We start from the raw sequence: 26,215 nt of genomic DNA on the forward strand, positions 1-26,215 counted from the left end.
GACCTCCGAGATCATCGGGAACATGATGCGCAGCGCGCGGTCATTGCGCGACGATGGAGAGGCCGGCGTTCCTGGGGCAGCGCCTTGTCGCCGCCGAGGATCAGAACGACAAGCTTTGCCGCAGCGGGTACGGCTTGCAGTTATCGTCCCGGCAGAGCCGTGAGCTCTCGGGGCGGCTTGATGCGCCAGAACGGATATGCCGCCAGTTCTTTCGAATGCTGCGCGAACATATCGACCCGTCTGCTTGTAAATTCCGTAATGACGCCGAAAAATTCAGTTGGTGACCTGATCGTCGCAAGTCTAAGGCCGAATTCAAAAGCAAATTGCGCGTTGGCCCCGGCTATCTCAAGAAGCTTCGCTTGATACGCCTGTATGTTTGCCGTCGCTAAAGCAAAGCCTTTCGTTGGATCGCTATCCGTCATTCTCTGACTGAGGTCACCTGGTAAGGTATCCACCCGAGGCTCAATGATAGAAACCTCGTGTTTAGGATCATCATGAAGCTCAGGAGGCGGTTCGACCGAGACTGCCGCAGCAGAGTGAAGTAAATTCTCTTTCGGGCTTCTAACAATGGCCTGCTTGTTCCGTTGGGCCCGCGCGGCCATTTTCGGATTGCGGGCGCGCTTTGGCGCTGTCGCCGGTTTGCGTTTGCTCATCTGACGCTCCACGAAAATGGGGGTGCGACCAAAACGGTCATTTCTGAAAGGACAACAGGCTTTGTGACGTAGCGTTCCAAACCCGTGCATCGTTGGAGTCCCGCATCAATCGCACGTTCTACGAGGTCGACGATGATTTTGGGTAGCAACTCCAACCAACAAACGTCTAACTGGCGATCTTCCTGACCCATGCTCAACGGCGTCAGTCTGAGAACAAGCCAGACTATCCACCGAGCGAATGCTCGAGGAAGAAGCGCAGCATTTCCCTCGTCGCATCCGGTCCTTGCGGATCAGTGTAGGACCCGGCGGGGCTGCCGCCTGACCACGCGTGTCCGGCGCCGTCGATGTTCCAGTGTTCGGATATCGCCCGACCGGCCCCGTCAATCAGGACGGTGCGAGTATAGGCATGGCCGTGGGGTACGCGTCCGCGAAGTACCTTCGTCGTCGGTCTCGTTGCCCCGGCGGACTGCTCGATAATCTGATCGCCATTCTTTGGATGCACCGTAGTGTCACGATCGCCATGGAAAACGATGGTCGGCACAGAAGTTATGCCGTCCGCAATTGCCCTGGAGCCGCCTCCCTGCCGCATGGCCACGAACGCGGAGGGGAGATCGCTCGCGGCTCCACACGCGAGGCCTGAATGAATACCGACGGCCGCGTACAGGTCGCTATACGTTGCGCCCATGATGGCGGCGGCGGCCCCGCCGGCCGACAGACCCGCGACGTATACGCGCTTCGGATCGATCACATGGTCGCGCATGATCTGGCGGGTAATGCCGGCGATCATCGAGGGCTCGCCCCCGCCGCGGCGCTGGTCGCCCGTGCGAAACCAGTTCCAGCACTTCGCCTGGTTGGCTCCGCTCGGCTGCTCAGGATAGACCACGAAGCAATTCTGCTCTTCCGCCAGGAAATTCATCCGGGTACCGGCCGCGAAATCGTCCGGCGACTGGGTGCAGCCGTGAAGCATGACGATCAGGGGAAGCCGTTGTCCCTGACAGCGGCTTGGGATGAACAGCTTGTAGGTCCGGCTTCCCGCGGCGTTACTGAAGGTACCGGCGATAAACCGTGTGCCCTCGGGCACGATGTCCGATGGGGACAGAGGGGCGCGCTTGATCGGACTGCGCAGGCCGAGTCCGGAAAAATCCCGCATGCCGTCGAGCGGTAAGGAGTGTCTGCGTCCCTGAGCAGAGCGGGCCGGCGCAATCTGCGGAGCTTTCCGCTCCTCGACGACGTCGGCCGTGGCGTCGATGGTAAGCGGATCGAGCCGCGGGAGCCGAGCCTGAGAGGCGCTGCGAGACTCCGGTCTTAGAGCGCGACCGCCCTGGAGCATGCGCTGCAGCAGCGCGGTGGCCTTGACCAGTTGGCCGGCACGCGTGAGGCGGGTTGCTTCGCGGACTATGTCTTGATTCAGCATCGTTCACCTCGTTCTGTCGGCGAGTGCGGCCTTGACCGCGGGAGTGGCGTGAAGGGCCCCCAGCACCGAGACCGACGCGATTGTGGCGCGAGCCAACTCGGGAGTGACGTCCTGGGCGATGGTGGCTAAGCCCAAAACATTGATCTGCAGCATCTCGCCGGCGCGCCGCGCCGCTTCGAGATCCTCGCGAGTGTAGTTGCGCAGCCCGAGGTCCAACTTCTTCCGGGCCGTGGACTGTCTGACGACCTCTACGTGTCGCTCGAGCTGGTTCCGGATTGCTGTCCGGATGAAATCGGTCCGGTTCGAATAAAATCCTTCCTGCACCATAAGATCGACGTGACCGAGGTCGACATAGCCAAGGTTGATCGTGATCTTCTCAGTGTCGGGGGCCTTGGGTCGCAGCTCGTGCACATTAGCGGGCATAGCGAAACATCCATCTACCATCCCCTTGGATGGCTTATGGATGTTATCTAGATGCTCCCGGGCGCCTTTCAAGGGATGGAGCCATCCAATGACCTGCATGAGCCGCTCGCGCAGGCGGGCCGTCTCACGTCGAGGGCGGTCGCCGCATCGCGGAGGGCCAGACAAATTCCTGGCGAAACGCGCCTCTCCGATCATCGCAAGCCCAATGGCCAGCTCGTTCAAAGGCTTCAAACGGAAACAGGCTCGTCGTGCTCCCACGCCGGGGGCAAACCAAAATCGAGAGCACCGTCCGGTACCTGGGAATTGAAGTCGACGATGCACTCGCAATTGCAGAGCAGGTCGACGTCTAAACTAACTGGGCAGAGCGGACATGCTCTGCCCCTCATTTGCAGCCGGCTTCGGGCCAACTGCGGCCATTCCTAACGAGGCTGCAATGTCTGCGTGGACGCGGCAGGTGACGTAAACAAGGAGACAAAAGAACAAGCGTACAACGACGCGAACGTGGTCGCGTATAGCGCGACGATCTGGGTCGGAAGAGCGCGGCGATCAGGATGGCGAGTCAGTGTCGCGGCGCGATGATGATCGCCGCGATGATTGTCGCGCGCAAGAGTTTTGTTTGCTTTGATTGTCGCGGAGCGTCAATCAAGCGAGCGTTTTTTGTGTCGCGTGCTCCGGTGGCCGCCCTGGACCACGCTTTCGCTCGAGGGCAGTCCGCCTGCGATAGCTCTCGACGTTCATCTCGACGATGGTGGCGTGGTGAACAAGGCGATCGATCGCCGCGAGGGTCATAGCTGGGTCCGGAAAGACCTTGTTCCATTCTCCAAAGGGCTGATTGGCGGTGATCAGCAAAGAGCGTCGCTCGTAGCGTGCGCTGATGAGCTCGAACAGCACACTGGTCTCGGCCTGGTCCTTGGTGACATAGGCAAGATCGTCCAAGATGACGAGATCGAAGCGATCGAGGCGGTTGATGGCGCCCTCGAGGTTGAGCTCGCGGCGAGCCACCTGGAGCTTCTGCACGAGATCGGTGGTGCGGGTGAACAGGACGCGCCATCCGTTCTCGATGAGGGCCAAGCCGATTGCTGCCGCCAAGTGGCTCTTGCCTCCACCGGGCGGACCAAACAGCAGCAGATTGGCGCCCTTGCCGAGCCAGCCGTCGCCGGCGGCGAGTGCGGTCATTTGCGCCTTGGAGATCATCGGCACGGCCTCGAAGTCGAAGCTGTCAAAGGTCTTTCCGGTAGGCAGCCGCGCCTCGACGAGATGGCGCTCGATGCGGCGGCGGCCGCGCTCAGCGATCTCGTGCTCGGCAATGGTGGCGAGGAAGCGCGCCGCCGGCCAGCCTTCTTTATCGGATTGCTCGGCAAATTGCGGCCACAGCGCCTTGATGGCGGGCAGCCGCAGCTCGTTGAGCAACAGATTGAGGCGCGCGGTGTCGACTACGTTGGTTGTGCTCATGCGGCGCCTCCGATCTCGGCGGTACCGATGAGGCATTCATAGGTGGCGAGCGGTGCGAGGCGTACCACGACGTTCGGCACCTGGGCGGGATCCGGGGCGAAGTGAGTACGTAGCCGGTTGAGGTCGGGCAGCCGGCCGTCGTTCAGGTCAGCCGTGAGCTGATTGGCGAGTTCGGCCTCGCAACCGCGCTCATGGGCGAGTGCGAGGAGATCGACCATGATCCGGCAGGCCTTCTTGTCCGGTAAGCGTTTGCGCAAGACGTCGAAGGCTCGGCGGTAAGCTTCCCGGGGGAACAGCTGGTCGCGGTAGACCAGGTTGAGGAGCGCCATCGGCTTGCGCCGCAAGGAATGGATCACGTGCCGATAATCGACGACCTGATCGTGCTTGCCATTGGGATGCGGCCGCCCGCGCGGCAAGGTGAGGAGATGCGTGCCGCCGACAAACACGTCGAGGTGATCGTCATACAGGCGCACCCGCAGCCGATGGCCGATCAAGCGCGACGGCACCGTGTAGAACACCTTGCGCAAGGTGAAGCCGCCGGACGACGTCACGTGGACGATCACCTCTTCATAGTCCGACGTGCGGCGGTCCGGCAGATCCTGAAGTGCGCTACGTTCACTGTCGATCCGCTTGGCGTTGCGGGCATTGCGGCGGCTGGCGATCTCATCGATGAAGCCACGATAGGCAGCTAGATCGTCGAAGTCGGCGGTGCCACGCAGCAACAGCGCGTCGCCGATCGCTCGCTTGAGATGACCATGCGAACTCTCGATCGCCCCGTTCTCGTGGGCGATGCCACGATTGTTGCGGGAAGGCCGCATGCCGTAATGGGCACAGAGGTCTTCGTATCGCCGCGTCAGATCGTCTTTGGCGTCGCGGTCGAGATTGCAAAAGGCGGCCGACAGGCTGTCGGTGCGATGCTCCCGTGGCGCCCCACCGAGTGACCACAAGGCATTCTGCAGGCCTTCGGCCAGAGCGACGAAGCTCTCACCGCCGAGCACGACATGGGCGTGCTCAAACCCGGAATAGGCCAGCCGGAAGTGATAGAGACGATGGTCGAGCGGTACGCCCGCGATCGTGACACCCAATTCGCCCATGTCGGTGAAGTCGGACAGGCCGCGCTGACCGGGTTCGTGGGTCTGGCGGAAGATGACCTCCTGCTCCTCGCCGTGGATCGCCCGCCAGGCCCGGATCCGGCGCTCCAGCGTGCGACGGATGCCGGCGCCGAGCTCGGGATGGCGTCGGAGCAACTCCTCGAAGATCGTGACCGGCCGCACACCGGGGGCGGCCTTCAGCATCGGCGCGATCTCTGTCTCAAATACGCGGGCCAAGGGATCTGGCCGGCGACGGCCGCGGGGAGCCTTCTTCTGCGACGGAAGGCGTCGATCCTTCTCGATCCGGTAAGCGGTCGAGGTGCTGAACGAAGCCTTGGCGGCGGCCACGGGTGGGCTATCGGTCTGACGGTACTTCATGTAGAGCCTCATTTGGTGATCGGTAATGTGTCGGCCTGGCACGCGAGTGATTCCTCTTGGCGGAAGAACCACTTGCATAACCAGCCGGCCGCGATCACCAGTCGGCGCGGTCCGCTGTGGATCGCGCCGACGCCGGGCTCGTAACTCCGGTCGGGCTACGCCCTCCCTGCGTCACGAGCCCGGCGTAGCCCTCTCATCATGGTCGACGCTCCACTTCCATCCTGTTCGCCGCGCGGCAGTCGCGATTATGCGGATCGCGGACCTGAAGGCTTAAGGCTTCGTTTCATCAGCAGGAAAGATCCATTGTAGGAGCAGATGGCACACGGGACGACGCGCCATCCGCGGGCAGCCGATCACCTGGTTCCGTGGATGAACGTTTGCATCTCCTCTAACGTAAGCTTGCCATCTTTATTGCTGTCCATTGCCTTGAAAATTCGTTCGTGAGCTGCCTGAAACTCCTGCAGTGAGATGGTCCCATCGCCGTCGGCGTCCATCAGAGCGAACATCATACGCATCATAAAAGGTGGTCCCATCGCGCCTCCACCCATCATGCTGCGCCCCATCATATGTCCCATCATGCCGCCGCCCGGCATGCTTCCGTGTCCCGTCGTACCCACGCCTTCCTGGCCCATGGGATGCGATTGCGATTGCATTTGTTGCTGATCTGGTTGCGGTGTCATTTGGCTCTGTGCAAAGGCACCGAACGTGCCATACGATAGAATGAGAGCGGATATCGTGAGTTGTAGAACGCGCGTATACATTTCGAACCTCCTCCGAAAAGCTGCGGTCACCCCAAAGAGCCAAATCGAAGGCGCTTCGCGCCGTCAATTGCTACTCGGCCGGACTGTGTCGCTTACACTCTCACGCCCATGTGACTAGATAACGTGACGGCGATCCCACGCGGTGCAACCAGAAGAAAGCCGCTCTCGACCACTGCCGAGTATTTTATCTTTATCTCAATAGGAATGCGGCACGACCGTTTGTGGCCCGCCGCTATAAAAATGCTGACGCTTGGGCTTTGGTGCGACTGCGGAAGGTGCCATTGCGAATGCGCTGCTCGCGGTTGTCATACGTGTGGCATGAGGAATGTTTGTTTTTGGGCCGCCCTGATAGGTGTGCCGATCCACGGTTTGCGCAATGCTGGACACCATCAGGAGTGGCATGACGAGCGCTACTGCGAGAACGTATTTGATTGTCATGATCTTCTCCCAGCTTAGCTGACAGCAGAGGAAGCGGACCACTAAAGCCGTAAAGCGCCATGATGCAGATCAATAGGTCAGCGGCGCTGTTTGAGATGCGCCAATCGGTCCTATGTCGTTCCAAGTGCGCAAGAGAAGACCGCATCGACAGATCATCCTGCTTGATCGCGTGCCAATCTCATTTGTGTTACAGCCGCCGCGCGATAGCTTCCGCAGAATTTGGTTGAAAGTCCGCTCGTCGTTCGACGTTCTCGCGCTCGGCGGCGAAGATCTGCGCCGGGGAGAAGACAACTCCGCTCCCGAAGTCGCGCGCCCAGCCCCCTGCGACGCAACGCATGAAGCAGCTGTCGTAGATACTCCTCCATCCGACGGGCTGCCACGATGACATCATGCCCTTGTTTTGCCCGACGGGTCAAACCGATTCGGAAAAACATGATTCGCCAACAGCTTCGCTACTGTGCATGGGGTTGTTTTCGGCATTTTAGTTTGCCGCCCCCCGACGCGGCCACCCGCCATCGATCGCACATGCGTCACCGGCGGGAGCCGGCTCCACGCCGCCCCTCAATCCACCCGACAGATGAGTTGGAAAAAATGGTCGGAGCGAGAGGATTTGAACCTCCGACCCCTAGTCTCCCAGTGCGATAGTCACATGGCAGCATTCTATAGTTCCTTCATTGGTTTAGCTGACCTTTCGGGCGGTAGTTCGGGACTTCTTTCGGGACTTCTGCATTGCATCGATGCCAGCCGCGACCTCGTCGTCAACGACGTGAGCGTACTTGGTGGTGGTTTTGATGTCGGCGTGGTTGAGCGCCCGCTGTACCAGCTTCAGGTTCTTGGTTTCCCGCAGAAGCTTGGTCGCGAAGTCATGTCGGAAGTCGTGGAACCTAAAGCCAGAGAGGCCGGCAGCGGCCCTAGTCCTCTTCCAAATAGTCTTAAGCCCGTTGTAGGTGACGGGATATCGCTGCCCCTTTACGAGACCGGCGGTCTTTTTCGTTCGCCTGGCAACGTAGGTGAACACCGCCTCCGGATGGTGCCCGCGCAAAGGCCATAGGATCTGGCGGATTGCGTCGGTAATGGGCACAGAAACGCGCTTGTCGCCCTTCCCGGCTTTCTCAATTTTGCGCGCGTCCCAATTCACCTCTGACCAGCGCAAAAGACACTCATTCAGCCGAAGGCCCGACGCGCTGGCCAGTTCGAATACGGGCTGGTAGTCGTCTCGGGTGGCACGCTCCAATCTGTCCGCCTCATCTCCGCGAAGCTCACGAATGATCTCCTGCGGTTCCTTCAACCAATGCTGCTTCCAGCTCGGTTCATGGTCGAACCGGATGCCCCACGCCTTTGCGCGGGTGAACAGCTTCTTCAGGACCTCAGTAGTGCTGCGATTGACAGTTGCGGGCGCGATCAAAGGGGCTGGCTTCTTTTTGCCTTTGCCCCGCCTAGTGACGCGGTGTCCCCGGCGCCAGGCAACCAGCCTTGCGACGTCGTCGTCACCGATTTCGGTCAGCAGTTTTGTTGGACCAAAATAATTGATCAGCCGCTCAATATCACGCCAAGTAGTGTCAGCCCCAGCGTGGTGCTGACCGATCTCATTCCAATATCTGCCAGCTACATCGTCCAGCTTTGTCGAGGCCGAAGATGATGCGACCTTCAAGAACTGTTTGGCTCTGTCGCGCTCGACGCGCTCGAAGGCTTCGGCCTCGCGCCTGCTCGTGCATCCCGTAGAGCCGTGAAAGCGAACACCTTTGTGCTGGAAGTCGAAATGGTAGAACGGGCTGTCTTTGTGCTTATAGACTGACACGGCACGTCCCTCCGGGCTCTGCGCTCGATCAACTCGTCGAGATCCTCATCTGTGAATTTGCGGCGCTGTTTCTTGCTGCCGCGCCCCACATTGATGTAGCGAAGTTCACCGTCGCGGACATACCCGTTCAGCGTCTTCACGGAGACGCCCAAACGCTCTGCTGCACTTTGCGGGGATCGCAGGTGTGGGGACATCAGACGTTCGTCGCATTGTGGTCGCTAGGCTTCGCAGCGCTGAACTGTCTCGCAAAAAGCGCTTCGACAGGTTTTAGAGTCGCAACAGCGGATGGTGAAGCCTTGTTATCGACCACCAGCGCAACAGCAGCCAATGTGTGCTGGGTAAATCCGGCCGTGAGCTGGAGGCGATGCGCGCCTTTTGCCTTGCCGCCGCGATCGGGACCAAACGTCACGACACCCATAACCTGGGGGCCGTCCCAATCCCGCAGAAATTCGATTTCAACGGATGGGACCAGTCGATTGAACCGGACTTCGACGTTGATATGCTCCCCAAACTTCAGGGTTTCGGGTTGATGAGGCGCAATCAAGCCCTCCTTGATCAGATCCTCCATCCGCTTGTGACGATGAGGATTGTTTTTCTCGTTGATCCACTGCGCCCACAGATCGTTTGGAATCTCGGCTGCGGGAATGTGGCGAAACAAATTTGCCAATTGGCCAGTCAGGGTGGAGCGGATCAAGAACTCAAAGAACTTACCAAAATCTCCTGGAATTCGGACTCCACGCGTTCCCGGTAAAGTGTCCGGACGAATGCCGTAACTTGCGAGAAAACTTATGCCCGCAGTGAGAAATTCTGCACCCAGAAAATCGTAGAAGCGACCACTCTTAAGATTCCGAAACGTTTCGACGGCCAAACCCGCTTCACGGGTGACGCCAGTTCCTCCGATTGCCATCAGCAAATTGGCCGCGTCCTCGATATTCATTTCCGCGGCGCTTCGTCCACGCCCCGATTGACCGATCACGCCCGCTTGTCTGGCAAAGCGACCGTATGCGAACACGGTAGCGGCAGGCAAACCCGTAACGGCGGCGATGGCTTCCACTAAACTGCTTAAAGTTGCCACGCGCCTCTCCGATCTGTTGCCTCAACATTAGAGGTTGTCATTTGTCGCGTCAACAGTTGGCCGCCTTTTACTCCCATCATTTGCGATGACTAAACCAACCCAGAATGATCGATGCGCATTGGGACCATTCCGGCTTTGAGCCGGAAATTGAACCCTTTTGCTCAGCTTGCGGGTTCCGGACGAAAGAAAAGTTCGGTAGCGGTTGTGTTTAAGGCTTGAAATTGCCCTTTTGCGCACCAAGTGGACCTCTACCGCAGCATAAAAGGAACTCGTGCCATGGAACTGAAAGCCCGCGGCTGGGGCCGCAATATGGGAAATACGACGATCGCCGACATCAACCTAGGCGAACTGAAGGTTCGTCGAGAGGCAAACAAGCCGGTCCATTTCGACAATCCCGCCCTCTTCGACGTAAACGGTGAAATCAGCATTGCCTGGGGCAAGAAGCTCCACCTCGGCGGCGATTACCGCCTTCAAATGGATTTTTCGTACGCTGAGGTAGCCAAGATGTTTCGGGCTGCGTTCGGCTCCAAGCTGACGCCGGAGATCTTGGAGCAGTGCGGCTTGACGCTCTCCGACGACCTGCAGAAGTCGGCGCTGTCCAAGGTGAAAGTCGCCGACCTGACGCTGGGCGATCTCGCCAAGATGGTGATGCCCGCCGCCGAAGAAGCGTCTACCGAGACGCCTGAGGTCGTGCCGTTCCGCCGCCGCCTCTGAAGCTGCGGCCGTAGCCGAAAAGCTGCGGAATCTGCATCAGACCGGGCCGAAGGCCAAAATTGGAAGAAGAAATTATGGCTACAATAACGTTCTCAAGGAGATATAGCGCGACCTACTCCGTGGACAAAAGTCCGGGTGGATGGGTCGCCGAAGGCCGGATCTGGGAGACGAAGGACGGCAAGCAACTCGCGACCTCGATGAAATTCCGGGCGAACGGCAACACGCGGCAAGCGGCGACGGATGCGGCCATCGAAGCTGCTCGCGACGCCTGTCCGGATGAAGACGGATAGTAAAAAGGCGACCACGGGCTGCGATTTTTGAGAGATGTCGTTTTTACATCGCAATTTGGGTGAGCTGACATCAGGCGGCCAGCCGTTTAATGAGTATGGACTAGCTAGACCCACGGTGGTCCGTCATAGTCAGTGGGCGGCGCGGTGACGGGCCATCGCAAAGCAACCTCCTCACAGGAGCTTTGGATGTAATCGAGCTTCTTTTTGTACGAGCTTGGTGTTGGGTGGGCGTTACCGCCGAAAACATCTACCGAAAAGCAAAGCTTGTGATCCGGCGATCCTAGGTATTTCAGATTTTGCTCAGTGAACAAATACGCCAGCACAGCCGCAGTTTTACAACGTTCAACGCGGCTCGTGGTTGAAGTTTCTGCTTTTGAGAAAAGCAGAATCAGTCCACCTACACTTTCCTTGCGGTGCACCGTGGCGTCCAGAGAAACGCTGATTCTGACACCCTCTATCGTCAAGTGAGGTTGGCTGGCCACCACAGGACGACATTCGAGCTTCGCCAGACCCAGCTTGTTCATAGCTTTATGAAAGCTGTCGATTGCTTCCACACTAAGCGCAGAGTCGTTTTTCACCCACTCCGAAGCATCGACCTTGGCCCCGCGAGTCTTCTGAGAATCTATCGCGTCGATCAGTATTCCAGCATCCCGCCCCAAATCGCATAAATACTTAGTAATACCATCGCGGGCCGCATCATATCTCGCGACTATTGCTGTCTTCGGAAATTTTGCTGCTTGAACAATACTTTTACGTCTTGTTGAAGATGCTGTAAGATACTCTGAAAGTGCGTTCGCGGACAGTCTAGGCACAGCATTGTAGCCATACTTCTGCTTTTCGGAGACGTCCATGGAAGACCTCTTTCTCTCCGCGCCAATCGATGCCCGACGGATGCTGTGTATCTCGCCCCTCTCGGCGCAGGCCTACCGCAACGCTGGTGGCAAAGGCTTGGGAGGTGAATATGGATATTTCATCTACGAGTGCGACGCAGCGAATCCGCAATCTGGCATTGAAGTTATAGCAAAAGCCGCTTCTCCCGAAGCGGCTCTCAAGCTGTATGAGATTATTACAGCGGATAAGTCGTTCGCAGGTTAACTTCCACCCTGGAAGGTCCGGCACTTCCGGCGGGTCATCAGTTGAATAACGGAGGACCACAGACAGCTCCGCGTCAACCAGCTGCGGCAACGATCCAAGCTTTGTCCGCGATCCAACGCCTTCGCTGGCGTCGTGCGCAGGGTTTGGCAAAGATTGTAATGTGCAACGTTGAGCGCCGCGTCTGCCGACATGGTTCTCCGGCTTCTTACTAGAGCCATTGGTTAGCCGGCCAACTGGCTGAACCGAGAACCATGCGCGCCGACAGTTTTGGCGCTCCACATAGGTGGTCGAGAGGGGCCGCCCGATATTACGGCGACAGGCGAGTATCTAGTGCAACTGGCATGTAATTGCCGCCGCCGAATGCAGCGCTCCGACAGGAATGAAAGAGAAGGCGGTCAACTCGGCGGCCTGTCCTAACCACTTCCTTTTGCAGGTGCTTGCCCGACAAACTGCCCTTTGTAACCTGCATCAGCCGTGCCAAGCGTTTGTTCAAAAATAAGCTGGCAAATTCGCATACCGGGCTTCAGCAAGATTGGCAGATGCCCGTGATTTACGATCTCCAGCCGAATTTGTCCGGGGAAGCCAGCATGAATCGTTGGCGCAGTGATGTGAACGCCTAAGCCAAGGCGAGCGAGAGAACTTTTGCCTTCAACTCTGGCGGCAATGCGAGAGTCCATAGGCAATTCGACGTATTCGGCGCTCCAGCCCAGCACGAGAACTTTCGGTTGGAGTTCATACCCACCAGAAATGTCCTCGGTCTTAGTGAGTTCCGCTAAAACTTCCTCGGTGTTGAATGCTGGATTGGTTGGATCGATAACTTTTTTGATCGACGAGTTGCCGACCGCGAAAACATTGAGCACCGGATCAAGCGTAAGGTCTACACTGGTAGAGCTATACGCAATGGCCTGAGGAAGCGGATCGATGATAATCTGCTTCCTTGAGAGGGCGATCTGAATTTCGCGGTCAGTTAAGATCACGCTCGTCTACGCTCTTCTGACTGGATTAATTGGTCGTCTGGAACCCACACTCGCCAAGCGCCCGTTTGAGTCTCTCGTGGGAGTTCAACAAGTGTCGTTTTATCCTGGTGCCCCAAGGGCCAGCCAACTGAGATAAATCCGTCATCAATTGAACGCCGAGCAATGACCAGCCGCTGCGGCCCTTCGTTGGTCTTGATTCCAACGACCGCTTCGTTCGGGTGAAGACCGTTTCCAACAATTTCAATTTTAAGACGCATCATGGTCATTTTCCCGTTTTTTGCCCCAAGCGCAAGTTCCGAATCGCGCCCGACCGCTAGCTTCTTCGTAATTCGTTAACGATGTGGGTGGTCAGCTAGACATCAGAACATACAGAGAACAAAAGATCAAAGATTTAATGCGTCGTTCGGAGCGGAACAGTCCGGATTATCTCGAACGCAAACGCATGAGCATGGGGATACCGAAACCCAAAGGATACCGTCTCGGCTCGCTAGACTTTGCCACTACTGGATTCGGCTCAATATGCGCTGCACCTGCACGGCGGACCATTTGCTCTTCCGCTGGGTCAGAATCCCTGCTTCGTTCAAACCCTCAGCAATGGCTCTGAGGGTCGTTTTCCCGGCCGCCTGTAGCTCTCTGATGACAGGCGCCAGGTCTGAAGCCCTCGCGTTGGCCCGCGCCTGGAGAGTCTCTGCGGCCAGCTCCCGCGCCTTTTTGCTCGGAACGACACCCCGATCGCCGCCAAGCTTGGTCCCTCGCCTTTTAGCGGCCGCCAGCGCGTCCTTTGTTCGCTTGCTGATCATGCGGCGCTCTTCTTCGGCAACCATCGCCATGATACCGACGGTTAGTCTGTTCGCGTTCGGCATATCAGCCGCCACGAAGTCTATGCCGGCCTTCTCCAGGCCAAGCAGAAAGTGGGCGTCGCGGGAGAGCCGGTCCAGTTTGGCAATGACCAGCTTGGCATCATAGATCCGGCAAGCCTTGATAGCCTCGTCCAGCTTGGGACGATCGATGCGCTTGCCGCTCTCGACCTCGACGAACTCCTTCACCAACGACCAGTTGCCGCCGTTCAGGTATTCAGCCACGCCATTGCGCTGTGCCTCGATCCCCAAGCCCGATTTGCCCTGGCGGTCGGTCGAAACGCGTAGATAGCTGATCCATCTTCCCTCTGCCACGACGCCCCACAAACCAGTCAACCTTCGTTGATTGATTTGTAACACGCTCCATTTGATTTGCAAGCTTATCCGGGCCTAACCCGACGCTTGGGCCTGCTACAGCAGCGTCGCAATTCGACCATGCCGCCTTACAGGTCCAGTGAAGCTCCGTTCACCCGGAGCCATTCCTTCCGCTCCCGGTATCGCGGCAACACCTTGTCTACTTCGTTCCAAAATGCATCCGAATGATCGCGGTGTCGCAGGTGACAGAGTTCGTGCACGACGATGTAGTCGATGACAGTGTGCGGAGCCATCAGGGTCTTCCAGTGGAAATTCAACGCACCGCCCGCACCGCATGATGCCCAGTGATAACCCAGCTCTTTGACGGAAACATCACCAGGCACCACGCCGACCAGCGGGGCAAGCCTTTGGACCCGTTCCTTGAAAATTTCGAGGCCTTTAGCGATATAGAAATCTCGAAACGCTTTACGTGCGGCGGGCTCCCCTTCTCTGGCAACAAAGGCTTCCGACAACTCCCAACGGCCGTTCTTGAGACGCAACGGTACGTGGGCATCGGCGACGAACTTTAATCGATAGGATCGACCAAGATAGACGAAGCCCTGGCCTTGCACCAACGGCCGAAGCTTGCGGCTGGAGTTCAGGTCTTCCCATTCGGCAAGCGAGCGATGCACCCACAGCGCCCGATCAGCGACTGCTTCAAGCACCCTTTCATCGGCGATCCCGGTGGGCGCGCGAACGATCACATCGCCCGAACGTTCGATCACGATGTCCGCTGTTTTCCGGTCGCTACGGATCAGAGTGAATTCAATATCCTGGGCGCACATCTTCATGACCGGAGCAACTCCGCGTGGCGCTTCTCAGCAAGCTTCGTCAATTCTACCGCGATACGTTGGTGCTGATCCTGAACTGAGCCGATGCCAGAAACCATCAACTCTGTATCGATAGTTGCTCTGAGACGACGCACCTGGTCCGGTTTGCGCCAGAAATCGACGATCAAAATAGATTCACGCAAGATGCCGACCAGCCGAGCAGAAAGCGCATCCAGCAGGACAGCATCCTCGACCGAAAGCATAGCTTCCTCACCAATCAGGCCGAGGAGGTTATCACGAAAGACGAGCACTTCTGGGGGGTGCGCGGCTATTGTCTCACCGCGCCCCGCCCTGATTTCCGAACGCAGTTCTTCGTAATGCTCGGCCAACGCCTTCCAGTCGTCGCCATGCTTGGCAATCAGAGTGTCGAGCTTCTCGCTCATCCGCTTGAAGAAGGCCGGGTCCTCATCAAAATGAATCGTACAGTGCTTGCGGATGGCGTGCTCCATCTCGCTGGCCTTTGCCCGAGAACTTCCCTGCGCGTGCCCCGTCACCAGTTCGACAAAATCTGGGTCAAGCAATTCAACCGGGGGAATTTTGGGATCAACGCCTAGCTCAATGAGATGCTCGTTGATCAGCGCGGCGACCTTTTCGCCAACACCTGCGAAATTGATGGATTCGTCCTTGAAACGCTCCTTGGTCATTCGCATTAGATAGCCGAGCCTTCTCGCCGGTCCGCGATACCGATGCGCGGCGGCGCCCGGAAGGATCAGGTCGAGGCTCATCAGAAACTTCTTGAGGTAGACCTCGAAATCCGCTCGCGCCTTGATCGGTTCAAGCACGTCGACAGCCTTGTGAACAATGCGAACTTCTTCGTCGGGACCACCAAGTGTGCCGGTGAGGAACGGCTCGATATCGTGCACCCCGAGGCCTTGGAAATGCTGGAGCAGCCGGCGATAACGTTCTTCCAGAATGGGCAGTTCCGAGGTCAGATTCTTCAGTCCGGCCTGCAGGTCCGCAAGGTCCTCGCTGGCGTAGATTTTCAGCGCTTCGGTGAGGTGGTTGGCAAGGCCGATATAGTCGACGATGAAGCCCCGCTGTTTGCCCTGTGTTACCCGGTTTACGCGGGCGATAGCCTGGAGCAGGTTGTGCTCTTTTAGTCGCTTGTCGATGTACATGACCTGCTCAATCGGAGCATCGAAACCCGTCAGTAACATGTCGCAAACGACGAGGAAGGCGATGCCGGTGTAGGCCTTGCCATAGTCATCGAGATTGAACGGCTTGCAGAAATTCTCGACCGCGTTCCATTCCCGCGCCTCCTTGCGGGCAGCCGTGATTGCTGCAGGCTCGTTGGTCGCGTCCGACGACACAACGACCGCCACCTTGAGGAAATCGATCCGGCGGATCAGGTCCGCATCCGTTGTCGGCTTTGCACGTTCTGCCTGCAGCCGTTCCTGCAATGCCTCGCGCAAGGCGCGCTGGTATCGCACCGCGGCGAGCTTGGAATGGCAAACGACCTGCGCCTTGAACCCGTTGGGCAGGATGTTATCGATGTAGTGGCCGACCAGATCCCGGGCGATAGCGCGAATGCGGTTTTCCGCTTCGAGGATATCGCCGGTGGCTCCATACTTCTTCTTGATGGCGAGTAGGTCTTCAACCGAGCGGTCGGCGAAGAGATCTTCGAAGGAATTGTCGAACTCAGCCTTGTCTCTCAGGGCGGTGTTAGCAGTGCGGCCTTCGTACAAGATTTGCAGGGTGGCCCCGTCCTCCACCGAATCCATCAGCTTGTAGGTGTCGATATATTCGCCAAACCGCTTCACGGTCTGCTTGCCACCATGCCGCTCGGTTATCAACGGGGTGCCGGTGAAGGCAACGCGGGCGGCATTGGGGAACGCCTCGAACAAATTGTCCCCCATCTCGGACCCCTGCGTGCGGTGCGCCTCGTCCACCATGATAAGGATGCGCAGCGAGTCGTTGACGACGCCAAAAGTCTCGGCGCTGGGCGGTGGGGCATAGCGCCCCAGCTTTTCGCGCAAGCGGTCGGGAAGATCTTCCTTCGCCTCGACGAATTTGTGAACCATCACCATGCTCACATCGGAAGCGGGAGAGGCGAGCACGTCGCGCACGGAGCTGCGGCTATCGACCAGGTTAATCTTCCCCCCGATCAGCTTGGCCGTATCGGATAATTGGTCTTCCAGATCGGCTCGGTCGACCACCATAACGATCTTGATGTCGTTGAGGTCCCGGCTGGCGCGCAGCATCCGGCCGACGAACACCATGGTGAGCGACTTGCCCGAACCCTGCGTGTGCCAGACTACGCCGCTGCGCTCTATCGGCGTCTCGCCGTTGCGCAGACGCTCGACGATGCGGCGTGCGGCGCGGTGCTGCTGATAGCGGGCGAGCACCTTCACCCGCTTACCATTGGGTAGGTCCATAAACACCGAGCAAGTGCGCAGCATGTCGAGCAGGCAATCCGGATTGAGCAGACCCTGAACCAGTTCCTCCTGCGCGCGGACCTCACCCAGCGGCGGGGTGATCGCAGCAAACCGCTCCGGCCAGATGTTGCGCCAGCCATAGAAGTGTTCGGGGGCGGAACTGATGGTGCCAAACTCCGCCGCCTCGCCGCACGTGCGGATCACGGCAAGATTCGTGTAGAACAACTTCGGCTCCCCTTCGCGCAGTCCGGCGCGGCCCGTTTCTGAACGGGCGTCGCGATAGCGCTGCAATTGCACGAAGGCCTCGTGCATCGGGTTCGCTGTGTTGGCGTCGCCAATCTTGGCCTCGATCACCACTAGCGGCAGACCATTCACGAATAGCACTACGTCCGGAATAATGAAGTCCTTCACGCACCCCGGCGTATCGACGCGGAACTGGTTAATGGCGTGGAACTTGTTGCGCTCCAGATTGGCGAAGTCGATCAGACGAACGGTGGGGTCCTTCTCGCCCGTGACCTCATTGCGATCCACTTGTGCCTTGAACAGCAACGCCTGCACTGCTTCATTTGCGTCAAGAAGACCCTTACCCGGCTGGCGGAAGATATCGTCGATCAGGCTCGCCAATTGCCGCTCCGTCAACCATTCGCGGCCATCGGGCAGTAGATTGAGCGCGCGGACGGAATCCCGAAAGACTTGCGGCAATATCAAATCCCGAAAGCTAGTTCGTAGGGATTTCGTAGGATCGTTAGGTATCATCTGGCAGCCCTGGTCGATCACCGACCAGCCCAGCCCGGCAAGCTGAGTCAGCAACGGCTTTTCGACGTGAGCATATTCGCTCATGCGGCGGCGCTTTCGAGTAGCGACGGGACGGAGACCTCGCCCGTGAGTAGGTCCTGCAACAGGCCAGCCTTCTGGAGCCTGAGCTTTCTTAGCATATCCTCCAGTCTTACTATCGACTGATCAGCGGCGTCCAAAATACTTAAAATCTTTGCCTGCTCCGAAAGATCAGGACGTGGCAGAACGAATTTTCGGAAGTGTTCAAGATGAATGTGCTTTAGGCCGGACCCAGCTGAGAGATAACCCATCTGGGCCTCATAAAATCTGGTCCTAAAAAACTCGCACAGGAAGGCTGGATTGAGCAAACTTGTAATCGGCCGGAGCATCGCGACGGAAACAAATATGCTGAACTCCTCGACCGTCTCGTCGACATACCGGGCGACGCCTAAGGTGCCGTCCTTCGACACGAGGACGTCACCAGCTCTTGGGTCGGCCCGCATCTGAAAAACATGGTGATCGCTCAGCGTGATGAAATTCCCCTGCCTTGTATCAATCCCTCTGCCCGCGGTTAAGCTCTTCACTGTGACGAATGGCACGCCGTGCGGAACGTATGTCGGCGTATGATGGACACCATCTACAATGCGCGAAGTTAGATTTACGAGACGCGCAGCTTCCCATCCGAGCGGCAGCCAGCCGAGATCGGTCCGGTTGTAGAGCTGCGGAGCTTCATCGCGAGACGGCCGGAGCTGACCGTGTTCGTCGATGCCGCGCGTGAACAGGTCCTGCATCAACCCGGCGCGCACCCGCTCCTGCTTTGTAATCAATGCCTCCGTCGCCTCTATCTGGACATCAAGCAAACGTAGAATGTCGGCTATTTTGGCCTGCAGTTTGATATCGCGAGGCAGACGCAGCGTTACCGCCTTTGCAAAATCGGAGTTCAAGCCGGGTTGCGCCGAACCGGTAATGCGCCTGGCAATCTGATTTTGGGCTCTGCCATCAAGCATTGAGTAAAACAGGTAACCAGCATCAATTTTACCCGGATCAGGCCTGACGATAAAGACGTGCTCATTGATCCAGGCATCTGCGAATTGCCCATCGTATTGAGCTACTTTGCCCGTCTGAGCACCGTCTTTGTTGATGAGAGTATCGCCTGATTTCAGTTTGCCCTTCTTCATAAGGTGAGCATACGCAGGTGAAATCCGGTTTACATTTGAGTACGACATCTTGCCGGCGGCATCGATGTTCTCACCTCCGATACTTGGGACACCTTCAGTGTCTGCGCTTACGCCGCCTGCGGGGCGCTTTCCAGTTTCAAGCGGACTGATCAGTTGCGCGAGCGATCTCTCGATCCAGTCAGACATATCCAAGAGCCTTCAAATAAACTTCCAGATCCGCCGCCGCCCTGCTGCGCCGGTTCTCGATATCGCGCACCGTCACCGCATACTTGTCGTGCAGCTTCTCGACAGCCGCAGTCACGCTCCGCCGCTCGGCTTCGAGATAAGCGCAGTAGGTGGAGAAGAGGATATTGCGGAAGCGCGAAAGAATCTGGCTGCGCGCGGCGTCCGGAGTGATCTTCGCACGGGCCGCTGCAACCAGTTCCTCGCGCTTCTTCTCCGCCGCGCGCAACTCGGCCTTTAGTGCCTTAGCCTCATCCTCGAGGGCCTTGTGTCGGGTCAGCCGGTCTGAGGCATGGGCCAGCGCCTCAGTGATTGCCTGGCCCTTCTCGGCAAGGGCGAGAACGGGCGTGGCGAACTGCGAAGCTCGGCCGGCCTTCTTAGCAAGCGAGGCCAGTCGGTGCACGGCCACGAAATCGGGATCGCCCACCCTGCCCAGCTTCGCGGCACTCTTAGGAAGATCCATTTCAGCGGCCAAATCGGGCGCAGCTTCCAGCGCCGCTTTAACCAGCGCCTTCAGCTCTGCTCCCTGAGCCTTAAGTAGGTCTTTGATCCGCCTGACCTCGACGGAGGAAAGGATGCCGCTATCATCTTCGTCCTCATAGCTTTCCTCGTCGGCGGCAGCGAAAAGCGCCTGCACCTCGTCTAGGCGGGCACGCTTGGTGGCCAACTCCTCGACCAAGGCTGGAAACTCGCTTTGCAAGATTTCATCGTCGGGAATCAGCTCTGCACCCCATCCGCTTGCGGCCACCGATTTCAAATCGGTCTTTAGGCTGTCGACGTAACGCGCCATGGCACCGCGAATCTGAAACGGATTGAGCAGGGACTGGTCTGCAAACCACGCGTCAATGTCCGTCACTAATGACCTGCGAAGTGCATAGACATTGCCGCCGCGTCCTCCCGCCCCCGCATCCGCCGGTGCAAGCTGGGCTATGGCTGGCTCGGTCGCTTGCCACCAATCCATCAGACGAGTCATGAACTCCTGATGCGCGGCCAATACGCCAGGATGGATCCTGACTAGCTCGGCGATGTCGCGCCGTGTGGCGATGGTCGGATCAAAATCGCAATAGGCCGCATCACCCCGGCGCGATGAGAAGCAGGCTTCGCGCAAGCCATCATAGTTGAGCCAAAGGCGTTCCATCGCGTCAACTTCCGCTACCGGCACGCCGCCGTGAATATGCGCTCGGACATCCTGCGGCTCTGGCGGCGGCGCATTGTCGACATAGCGGCGGATGTTGCAGTTGAACTCTTCCGCCTCGATCTCCGCGATGGGCACGACACGGGCATAACCCGGCACATCTTGCCGTCGCCGATAAACATCTACGATCTTCGACATGTCCTCGGGACGCAGGAAGTTCTGCGCTTTGCCTTCGCGATATTCCCGGTCTGCGTTGATGAAGAGCACGTCCTTTCGGAGATCAGCACGCTCTTTGCTCATGACGAGAATGCAGGCCGGGATGCCCGTGCCGTAGAACAGGCTGGGCGGCAGCCCGATGACAGCATCGAGCCAACCCTGCTTGATGAAATGCTCCCGCGCGTCCTTCTCCTCGCCGCCGCGAAACAACACGCCGTGCGGCATCACCGTCGCCATGCGGCCCCCGCTCTTAAGCACCGCAAGCATGTGCTGAACGAACATCAAATCCGCCTTCTTACCCTTTTCCGGCATCCATTTGACGAACCGGCCTTTGAACTCCATGTCCTTGGCGCTGTAGCTCTGGCTGAACGGCGGATTGGCGAGCACCCGGTCGAAACGAATTAGTTCGCCGTCGTCGCCCCGGTGCTGGGGCTTAGTCAGCGTGTTCTCCTGCCGGATATCCGCCGACTGGATATCGTGCAGGATCATATTCATCCGGCAGATCGACCAGGTCGTGCCCTGCGATTCCTGGCCGGCCAGCGAGAGATTGTTTGGATCGCCCCCGTTGTCGCGGACATAATCACGCGACTGGATCAGCATGCCGCCCGATCCGACCGTCGGGTCATAGATGCTCATGCCCGGCTGCGGATCGACGATCTCGACCATGGTACGGACGACATCCGCGGGAGTGTAGAATTCGCCAGCCTTCTTGCCAGCCGAGTCGGCAAAGTATTTGATCAGATATTCGTAGGCGGCGCCAAGCAGGTCAGGAAACTCGAAGTTCTCGTCGCGCAGAGGGATGTTCTCGAACACCTGGAGGAAATCCACCAGTGTGTCGTCGCTGAGAGTACGTTGTCCGATCTTGCGGTTAAAATTTATATGTTCGAGCACATCCTCAAGCTGATCCTTGTTGTGCCGCTCAAGCTCGCCAAGTGCCGCATTAAGCCCATTGCCCACGTCTTCCTTAAGGTGGCGAACGGTTGCCCATCGCGCTTGGGGGGGCACGTAGAACGTATATTGATCTCGACTTTCAAGCAGGGCTTCGAGCCTTTGGCCATCAAGGCCACGGGCGCGCAGATTGACCGTGAGCTTCTCGCGCTGCTGGTCAAACAGGTCGCTGCACCTCTTCAGGAACAAGACTCCGAAGATGTATTCCTTGTACTCCGAGGCATCCATGTTGCCGCGAAGCTCGTCGCAGGCCTTGAAGAGCAGACTCGTTAGCTGAGAGAGAGTTAGTTTGATCATTTGACCCCGATCGCGCCCTGTGTCGATGACAGTCCGTCTTCAAAAACGTACTGATTCTCTTTTGCCTCATAATCTCATCGGCTTGTCCCCGACCAACTACTTGCTCCTCCGTCAGCAAAGCCAACAATTCGAAATCTGTTGGCTAACTTGATTCTATCCATTGAATTCAAACGATATTCTTGGCCAACAACTTTGCTAGCAGTGATACACAGCCATGGTCCAGTACATCCTCAAAGTGATCGTACTGGTCTTCGTACCGTTTGTAGGTGGCCCAACGCATCCATTTCGGTTTCGGTGGGAAATCCCAATGATCTGGATCTAGATTTGCTATCAGTCGCGACTTGATTCGGGCCTTTCCGGCGTGCGCGCGGTTCATCGCATCGCTATATTGGGAATTATAGGCAACTTGTCGGCCCCAAGTCTGTCGGCTGCAGAAACGGATCGCGCCCGGCGGCCTCCACAGTACAGACGCGAGCCGGTTCATGACAGGGCACACAAAATACCATTGTCGCCCGCCGTAATGTCGAGTACGCGCAACAAGCATGATTCGTTGGTCCAAGCTGCCAAGCTGGATGCGGAGCCAGCCTTCGGCTTGGCCGCTCATGTCGGCGCTAATCACGCCGGTGGCAACTTCACCCCAATACGAGTGCGTCCAGGTAATGCCCCGAATGCCGATGTTAGCGCCTGGCTTGACGAATTGCTTCCGAACTAGACGGTTCAGGTCCAGCTTCAGGCCGTCCTGCAAGCAAACTCGTACTCTCGATCGCGGCATTTTGGCGCTGCCTATTCGATTATTTGCCGGGTTGTATCCTTCATTGCGGCAAGCAGCCTCGATATTCCGCGCCGGCGTGCAATCGCGCCTGCGCTGTACCGCCCGTGCTTGAAGGCATTCTTGTTGCCCTTGGGAGCGCCTGGAGACGGTCCGCCGTGCATCCGACACCTACCGTTCTCCATCGCTGGGGACCGGCAAGGCTTGCCCGTCCGGGTGTGCGCGCCGCATCTTTTCGCTCGGTGCATATCCAAGTGCATGGGGTTGATCCTCCCTTTTCGCCTTGCCCGTGCCCCCCGAGGGGTCAACCATTCCGACCACTGCCTGCCCGCCCGCATGAACGTGGACGTGCTCGACCGTGACCTTTTGCTGGCCTTTGCCGCGATGGCGGTTCAAGGCTTCGAGCAACGCAGCATAGGTGCGCGATAGCTTATTGGCCTGGGCGAGGTTCTCGCGTCGTCCCTCGAAGGTCTGTTCGCCGATCATGGCGCGCCGGTAGCATTCCATCGCGGCGTTGTGGGCGGCTATGAGCTGCGCCGCCATCATGCCCTCTAGCTCGTCCTTCGGCCCTATCCCGGCAAGCGCGGCAAGGGTGGCACGCAATTGCTTGTCGCGGTCTTCCTGGCTGGAGTTCTTCACCCAGAGGGACTGGAGGGCTTGATTGGCAAGAATATCGTTCCAGTGATCCGATTGCGATCCGCCAAGATCTTTCAGCCGCCCTTTTTGGTCCTCGGGATCGTTGGCGGCGAGTGTTTTCGGTGCGTTCATTCACGTCCTCTCGAAAGGCTCGCTGCTTGGATGTAAGTCAGTCAATCTGGTCGTCCTCTTTCGCTTTTCCTCATTCAGATGGCATCACCACAGCGCACACAGCGCAGAACAGCCGAATTTCCCTATAGAAGCTCCATTAGCCACCACCCCTCTATTGGAAAGTGGGCTGTGGTGCGCAGTGCGTTGTGATCAGTCCGCCTTGATCCACCATCTCTTGCCTTGCCAGTCGGGCTTGCCGTCGTTGTCCCGCTTCCAGCAGAGGTGCTCCATAATGCTGGTAATCCGGCGCTGGTCCGCCGTGCCGATCCTGGCGGCCTCCATGATCAGGGCCTCCTTAGCGACCTGACCGACGGTGACCTTGTGCTGGGTCGCGAGGTAGTTCTCGATCGGGTCCTGCCAGGCGTCCGCTTCAAATCGCGCCTCCTGCTCCGGCCTGATATGCTGCCCTTCGAAATTGCGATCTGGCCACCATGGCTCGCCCTTTTTGTAGAGGTGAAACGCCTCCGCAAAGAGTTGTTCGCGATCTTCAGCTAACCCCGCGATATCAATCTGCCCGACTTTCACAGGCCAAAAACGACGTCCTCCAGTTTCGTCTCTGAGATACGCGTCCTTGTTGGTAGTGCCGATGAATACGCACTGCCGAGGCTCGGTGACCTCAAAGCGGCCGTAGCTCGGCCGGTAACGCTCGACCTGCCGCGTGATGAACGCCTTTAGCTGCGCGCTTTCGGCACGCTTTAGCGCGTGCATCTCCCCGATCTCGATCAGCCACTTGCCACGAAGGTGTTGGGAGACGTCCTTGCCTTCGCCGATCTCGGGAAGGTTGTCAGAGTAATAGTCGCCGCCTAGAATGGCGCAGGCCGAGGACTTCATCGCGCCCTGGGTACCCTCCAGCACCAGCATGTAGTCCACCTTGGCTCCGGGTTCGCAGATCCGAGCGACGAGGGAAATCAAGAACATCTTCCCGATCGCCTGGGTGTAGGGATTGAGCGCGGCGCCAAGCTTGGTCGTCATCCATACGTTGACGCGCTTCTGGCCGTCCCAGATAAGGCTCTGAAGCCAATCGCGAATGGGATGGAAGCTGCGCTCGCGCGCCCAGGCATTGACCGCGTCGCGTACCGTATCGCGGGCGATCCTGCGGATGCCTGCCTTCTGAAGGTACTCCGTCAGTATTGTGACGTCCTCGTCCAGCACGGGCCTGGAATTAAAGGGCGCGAGCGGCTGGCCGATCTCGTGCAGCAGCATGACGCAACGCTGCATCTCGTCATACGCGAAGGCGTCGCTGATGTTTGGATCTCGCCGGAGAGCGACCAGCGCATTGGTGACGATCGGGAGCGGTTTGCCATTCTCGCTTATACATTGGGCCAGCCACGTATCTTTGACCGGGAATTGAGCAATGACATTCATCGCGGGCCTCCCGCAAAGGCGAGACTGGCGATGGTGTAGGCAGTGGTGTAGCCAAAACAGTAGATCCGACTCAGCTTGGCCGCTTGAAGAGCGATCAGCGACGTGTCAGATTCTTCGTTGCTTGTAATTGAACTCTTCGATCCCGCCCTGTGCCCTTGCTCCCCAGCTGGCACGGGGCTTTTCGTTTCAGGGGGTGCCAGCATTCAGCGCCTCCCTAGCGAACGGTCCAAGAACGCAGCTCGGGATTATTTCGGGAGTTTTTGCGCCGAACTGAGCAAACCGGCGCCTATTTGTTCTCATTCGGCGGCGGATTGGTGCCAGCCCCGAAAGCAAAAACCCTTGCGGATCAAAGGGCTTAATGGTCGGAGCGAGAGGATTTGAACCTCCGACCCCTAGTCTCCCAGACTAGTGCGCTAACCGGGCTGCGCCACGCTCCGAACGTCGTTCCATTAGCTAGGATCGCCGCTTTGCGCAAGGCGAGGTCGCAGCATTTTGGTATCGCGATCTGATTGGCTCCGAGCCCAGAGCCCCCCGGAACTGCCCGCAAAGCTGGCCGATGCCGCCCTAGCCGTCCTTCAGCGCCTGATCCAGCATCTCCCGGCAGGCGACGAGGTCGGCGAGTGCCCGTCCTAGCCGCTCCCGGTCCAGCGCGCTGGGACCGGCGGGCGCGGCGGGGGTGCCGCCCTTGCGGAAGGTGGTGAGGATTTCCTCGTCGTCGACCTCCGTGAAGCGGAAGTCGATGCCGTCCTCTTCGTCGCTCTGGTAGTCGTCATCGTCGGCGTCGGCGACGCCCTTGATCGGTGCCTCGTCGTCCGGCTCCATCAGGCTTGCGCCGATGGCGTCCTCGATGGCTCCGAACGAGACCGCGGCCGCGCCGTCGGCGAGGCCCTGTACCGATTTGACGCCGTGCTCCTTCAGGATCCGCTGCACCCCGCGGATGGTGTAGCCCTCCCCGTAGAGGAGCCGGCGGATGCCCTTGAGCAGGTCGACGTCGTCGGGGCGGTAGTAGCGGCGGCCGCCGCTGCGCTTCATCGGCTTGATCTGGGAGAACCGGGTCTCCCAGAACCGCAGCACGTGCTGCGGAATGTCGAGTTCCTGCGCTACTTCGCTGATGGTTCGGAACGCATCCGGCGCCTTGTCCAAATGCCAAATCCTTATCCGAAAGGCGATTATGCCTCGGGTTGAACCTTGCTGCCGTCGCCGTTGGTACGGTGCTGGGCGTTGATCCGCTGCTTCAGGATCGCCGACGGCTTGAACACCATGACCCGGCGCGGCGAGATCGGCACCTCGGTGCCGGTCTTCGGGTTGCGGCCGATGCGCTGACCCTTCTTGCGGACCATGAAGGAACCGAACGACGACAGCTTCACCGTCTCGCCCTTCTCAAGGCAGTCGGTGATCTCCTTCAGCACGAGTTCCACGAAGGCGGACGATTCCGTGCGCGACAGGCCGACCTTCTGGTAGACGGCTTCGCACAGATCAACACGCGTTACGGTTTTACTTGTATCGGTCATCGCCCTGCCCCACATCAC

At 58.5% G+C, this 26,215-nt stretch carries 26 protein-coding genes, 1 tRNA gene and 2 pseudogenes; 4 read left to right on the forward strand and 25 right to left on the reverse strand.

Annotated elements, in window-relative coordinates; all coding sequences use genetic code 11:
- Positions 1–140 precede the first annotated feature (140 nt).
- From BJA_RS25155 to BJA_RS25165, 3 genes are all read right to left on the reverse strand, one after another.
- On the reverse strand, positions 141–653 hold the full coding sequence (locus BJA_RS25155; RefSeq protein WP_162494112.1) for a phasin family protein: 513 nt from the start codon (positions 651–653) through the stop codon (positions 141–143).
- Positions 654–876: 223 nt separating this feature from the next.
- Positions 877–2,067, reverse strand: coding sequence for an extracellular catalytic domain type 1 short-chain-length polyhydroxyalkanoate depolymerase (locus tag BJA_RS25160; protein WP_011087760.1), 1,191 nt, complete (start codon positions 2,065–2,067; stop codon positions 877–879).
- A 3-nt stretch (positions 2,068–2,070) separates the two neighbouring features.
- Positions 2,071–2,490 (reverse strand): CopG family transcriptional regulator, encoded by a 420-nt coding sequence (locus BJA_RS25165; RefSeq protein ID WP_028171645.1) that lies wholly within the window; start codon positions 2,488–2,490, stop codon positions 2,071–2,073.
- A 263-nt stretch (positions 2,491–2,753) separates the two neighbouring features.
- Between BJA_RS25165 and BJA_RS43200 the strand changes: the two are divergent.
- Positions 2,754–2,840: pseudogene (locus BJA_RS43200) on the forward strand (integrase); the annotation flags it as partial.
- Positions 2,841–3,132: 292 nt separating this feature from the next.
- On the opposite strand, the gene istB reads toward BJA_RS43200, so the two are convergent.
- The 7 genes and pseudogenes from istB to BJA_RS25200 all read right to left on the reverse strand — a co-directional run bounded on the left by istB (position 3,133) and on the right by BJA_RS25200 (position 9,483).
- The gene (gene istB, locus BJA_RS25170) at positions 3,133–3,942 is read right to left on the reverse strand and encodes an IS21-like element ISBj11 family helper ATPase IstB (protein ID WP_018270204.1); all 810 of its coding nucleotides are present in this window, start codon (positions 3,940–3,942) and stop codon (positions 3,133–3,135) included.
- Positions 3,939–5,453: an IS21-like element ISBj11 family transposase gene (gene istA, locus BJA_RS25175; RefSeq protein ID WP_038973741.1), complete on the reverse strand. Its 1,515-nt coding sequence runs from the start codon at positions 5,451–5,453 to the stop codon at positions 3,939–3,941. Before istA ends, istB begins: the two co-directional genes overlap by 4 nt.
- A 311-nt stretch (positions 5,454–5,764) precedes the next feature.
- On the reverse strand, positions 5,765–6,172 hold the full coding sequence (locus BJA_RS25180) for an EF-hand domain-containing protein (protein ID WP_038966332.1): 408 nt from the start codon (positions 6,170–6,172) through the stop codon (positions 5,765–5,767).
- A gap of 195 nt (positions 6,173–6,367) precedes the next feature.
- A complete protein-coding gene (locus tag BJA_RS25185) occupies positions 6,368–6,610 on the reverse strand; it encodes a hypothetical protein (protein ID WP_161534739.1) in 243 nt (80 codons plus the stop codon).
- A 679-nt stretch (positions 6,611–7,289) separates the two neighbouring features.
- Positions 7,290–8,408, reverse strand: a complete 1,119-nt coding sequence (locus BJA_RS25190; RefSeq protein WP_011087764.1) for a tyrosine-type recombinase/integrase — start codon at positions 8,406–8,408, stop codon at positions 7,290–7,292.
- Positions 8,409–8,437: 29 nt separating this feature from the next.
- Positions 8,438–8,602: pseudogene (locus tag BJA_RS44050) on the reverse strand (helix-turn-helix domain-containing protein); the annotation flags it as partial.
- The gene (locus BJA_RS25200) at positions 8,602–9,483 is read right to left on the reverse strand and encodes a hypothetical protein (protein WP_011087765.1); all 882 of its coding nucleotides are present in this window, start codon (positions 9,481–9,483) and stop codon (positions 8,602–8,604) included. The gene BJA_RS25200 and the pseudogene BJA_RS44050, both read right to left, overlap by 1 nt.
- Before the next feature lie 276 nt (positions 9,484–9,759).
- Here BJA_RS25200 and BJA_RS25205 point away from each other — a divergent pair, with 276 nt between their 5' ends.
- Both BJA_RS25205 and BJA_RS25210 read left to right on the forward strand, forming a co-directional pair.
- Positions 9,760–10,197 carry a hypothetical protein gene (locus BJA_RS25205; protein ID WP_063921477.1) on the forward strand — a complete coding sequence of 146 codons (438 nt, stop codon included), beginning with the start codon at positions 9,760–9,762 and terminating at the stop codon, positions 10,195–10,197.
- Between the two features lie 119 nt (positions 10,198–10,316).
- Positions 10,317–10,487 carry a hypothetical protein gene (locus tag BJA_RS25210; protein WP_164930928.1) on the forward strand — a complete coding sequence of 57 codons (171 nt, stop codon included), beginning with the start codon at positions 10,317–10,319 and terminating at the stop codon, positions 10,485–10,487.
- A gap of 104 nt (positions 10,488–10,591) precedes the next feature.
- Here the strand turns inward: BJA_RS25210 and BJA_RS25215 are convergent, their stop codons facing one another.
- A complete protein-coding gene (locus tag BJA_RS25215) occupies positions 10,592–11,338 on the reverse strand; it encodes a hypothetical protein (protein ID WP_011087768.1) in 747 nt (248 codons plus the stop codon).
- On the opposite strand from BJA_RS25215, the gene BJA_RS25220 reads away from it, so the two are divergent.
- A complete protein-coding gene (locus BJA_RS25220; RefSeq protein ID WP_063921478.1) occupies positions 11,337–11,582 on the forward strand; it encodes a hypothetical protein in 246 nt (81 codons plus the stop codon). The two genes, BJA_RS25215 and BJA_RS25220, sit on opposite strands and share 2 nt — an antisense overlap.
- Before the next feature lie 413 nt (positions 11,583–11,995).
- On the opposite strand, the gene dcd is transcribed toward BJA_RS25220, so the two are convergent.
- From dcd to BJA_RS25285, 14 genes are all read right to left on the reverse strand, one after another.
- The gene (dcd, locus tag BJA_RS25225) at positions 11,996–12,559 is read right to left on the reverse strand and encodes a dCTP deaminase (protein ID WP_011087770.1); all 564 of its coding nucleotides are present in this window, start codon (positions 12,557–12,559) and stop codon (positions 11,996–11,998) included.
- A complete protein-coding gene (locus tag BJA_RS25230) occupies positions 12,556–12,819 on the reverse strand; it encodes a hypothetical protein (protein WP_133415022.1) in 264 nt (87 codons plus the stop codon). Before BJA_RS25230 ends, dcd begins: the two co-directional genes overlap by 4 nt.
- 240 nt (positions 12,820–13,059) lie before the next feature.
- Positions 13,060–13,731, reverse strand: coding sequence for a recombinase family protein (locus BJA_RS25235; RefSeq protein WP_063921628.1), 672 nt, complete (start codon positions 13,729–13,731; stop codon positions 13,060–13,062).
- Between the two features lie 128 nt (positions 13,732–13,859).
- Entirely contained in the window at positions 13,860–14,561 is a 702-nt protein-coding gene (locus BJA_RS25240; protein WP_011087772.1) for a M48 family metallopeptidase, read from the reverse strand.
- Positions 14,558–17,815, reverse strand: a complete 3,258-nt coding sequence (locus tag BJA_RS25245; RefSeq protein WP_011087773.1) for a type I restriction endonuclease subunit R — start codon at positions 17,813–17,815, stop codon at positions 14,558–14,560. The genes BJA_RS25240 and BJA_RS25245 overlap by 4 nt, the downstream gene beginning before the upstream one ends.
- The gene (locus BJA_RS25250) at positions 17,812–19,113 is read right to left on the reverse strand and encodes a restriction endonuclease subunit S (RefSeq protein ID WP_011087774.1); all 1,302 of its coding nucleotides are present in this window, start codon (positions 19,111–19,113) and stop codon (positions 17,812–17,814) included. The genes BJA_RS25245 and BJA_RS25250 overlap by 4 nt, the downstream gene beginning before the upstream one ends.
- Positions 19,106–21,745: a type I restriction-modification system subunit M gene (locus tag BJA_RS25255; RefSeq protein ID WP_011087775.1), complete on the reverse strand. Its 2,640-nt coding sequence runs from the start codon at positions 21,743–21,745 to the stop codon at positions 19,106–19,108. Before BJA_RS25255 ends, BJA_RS25250 begins: the two co-directional genes overlap by 8 nt.
- Positions 21,746–21,911: 166 nt before the next feature.
- Positions 21,912–22,490, reverse strand: coding sequence for a hypothetical protein (locus tag BJA_RS25260; RefSeq protein WP_162494114.1), 579 nt, complete (start codon positions 22,488–22,490; stop codon positions 21,912–21,914).
- 38 nt (positions 22,491–22,528) lie between these two features.
- Entirely contained in the window at positions 22,529–22,774 is a 246-nt protein-coding gene (locus BJA_RS43705; RefSeq protein ID WP_338076379.1) for an HGGxSTG domain-containing protein, read from the reverse strand.
- Complete coding sequence (locus BJA_RS25265; RefSeq protein WP_011087777.1) at positions 22,686–23,282, reverse strand: hypothetical protein; 597 nt, start codon at positions 23,280–23,282, stop codon at positions 22,686–22,688. The genes BJA_RS43705 and BJA_RS25265 overlap by 89 nt, the downstream gene beginning before the upstream one ends.
- A gap of 189 nt (positions 23,283–23,471) precedes the next feature.
- A complete protein-coding gene (locus BJA_RS25270) occupies positions 23,472–24,686 on the reverse strand; it encodes a VapE domain-containing protein (protein WP_011087778.1) in 1,215 nt (404 codons plus the stop codon).
- 359 nt (positions 24,687–25,045) lie between these two features.
- A tRNA-Pro gene (locus BJA_RS25275) sits at positions 25,046–25,123 on the reverse strand.
- 127 nt (positions 25,124–25,250) lie between these two features.
- Positions 25,251–25,829, reverse strand: a complete 579-nt coding sequence (locus BJA_RS25280; protein ID WP_011087779.1) for a MerR family transcriptional regulator — start codon at positions 25,827–25,829, stop codon at positions 25,251–25,253.
- A 26-nt stretch (positions 25,830–25,855) separates the two neighbouring features.
- On the reverse strand, positions 25,856–26,197 hold the full coding sequence (locus BJA_RS25285) for an integration host factor subunit alpha (protein ID WP_028171641.1): 342 nt from the start codon (positions 26,195–26,197) through the stop codon (positions 25,856–25,858).
- Positions 26,198–26,215 lie beyond the last annotated feature (18 nt).

The organism is Bradyrhizobium diazoefficiens USDA 110 (genome assembly GCF_000011365.1).
Taxonomy (GTDB): domain Bacteria; phylum Pseudomonadota; class Alphaproteobacteria; order Rhizobiales; family Xanthobacteraceae; genus Bradyrhizobium; species Bradyrhizobium diazoefficiens.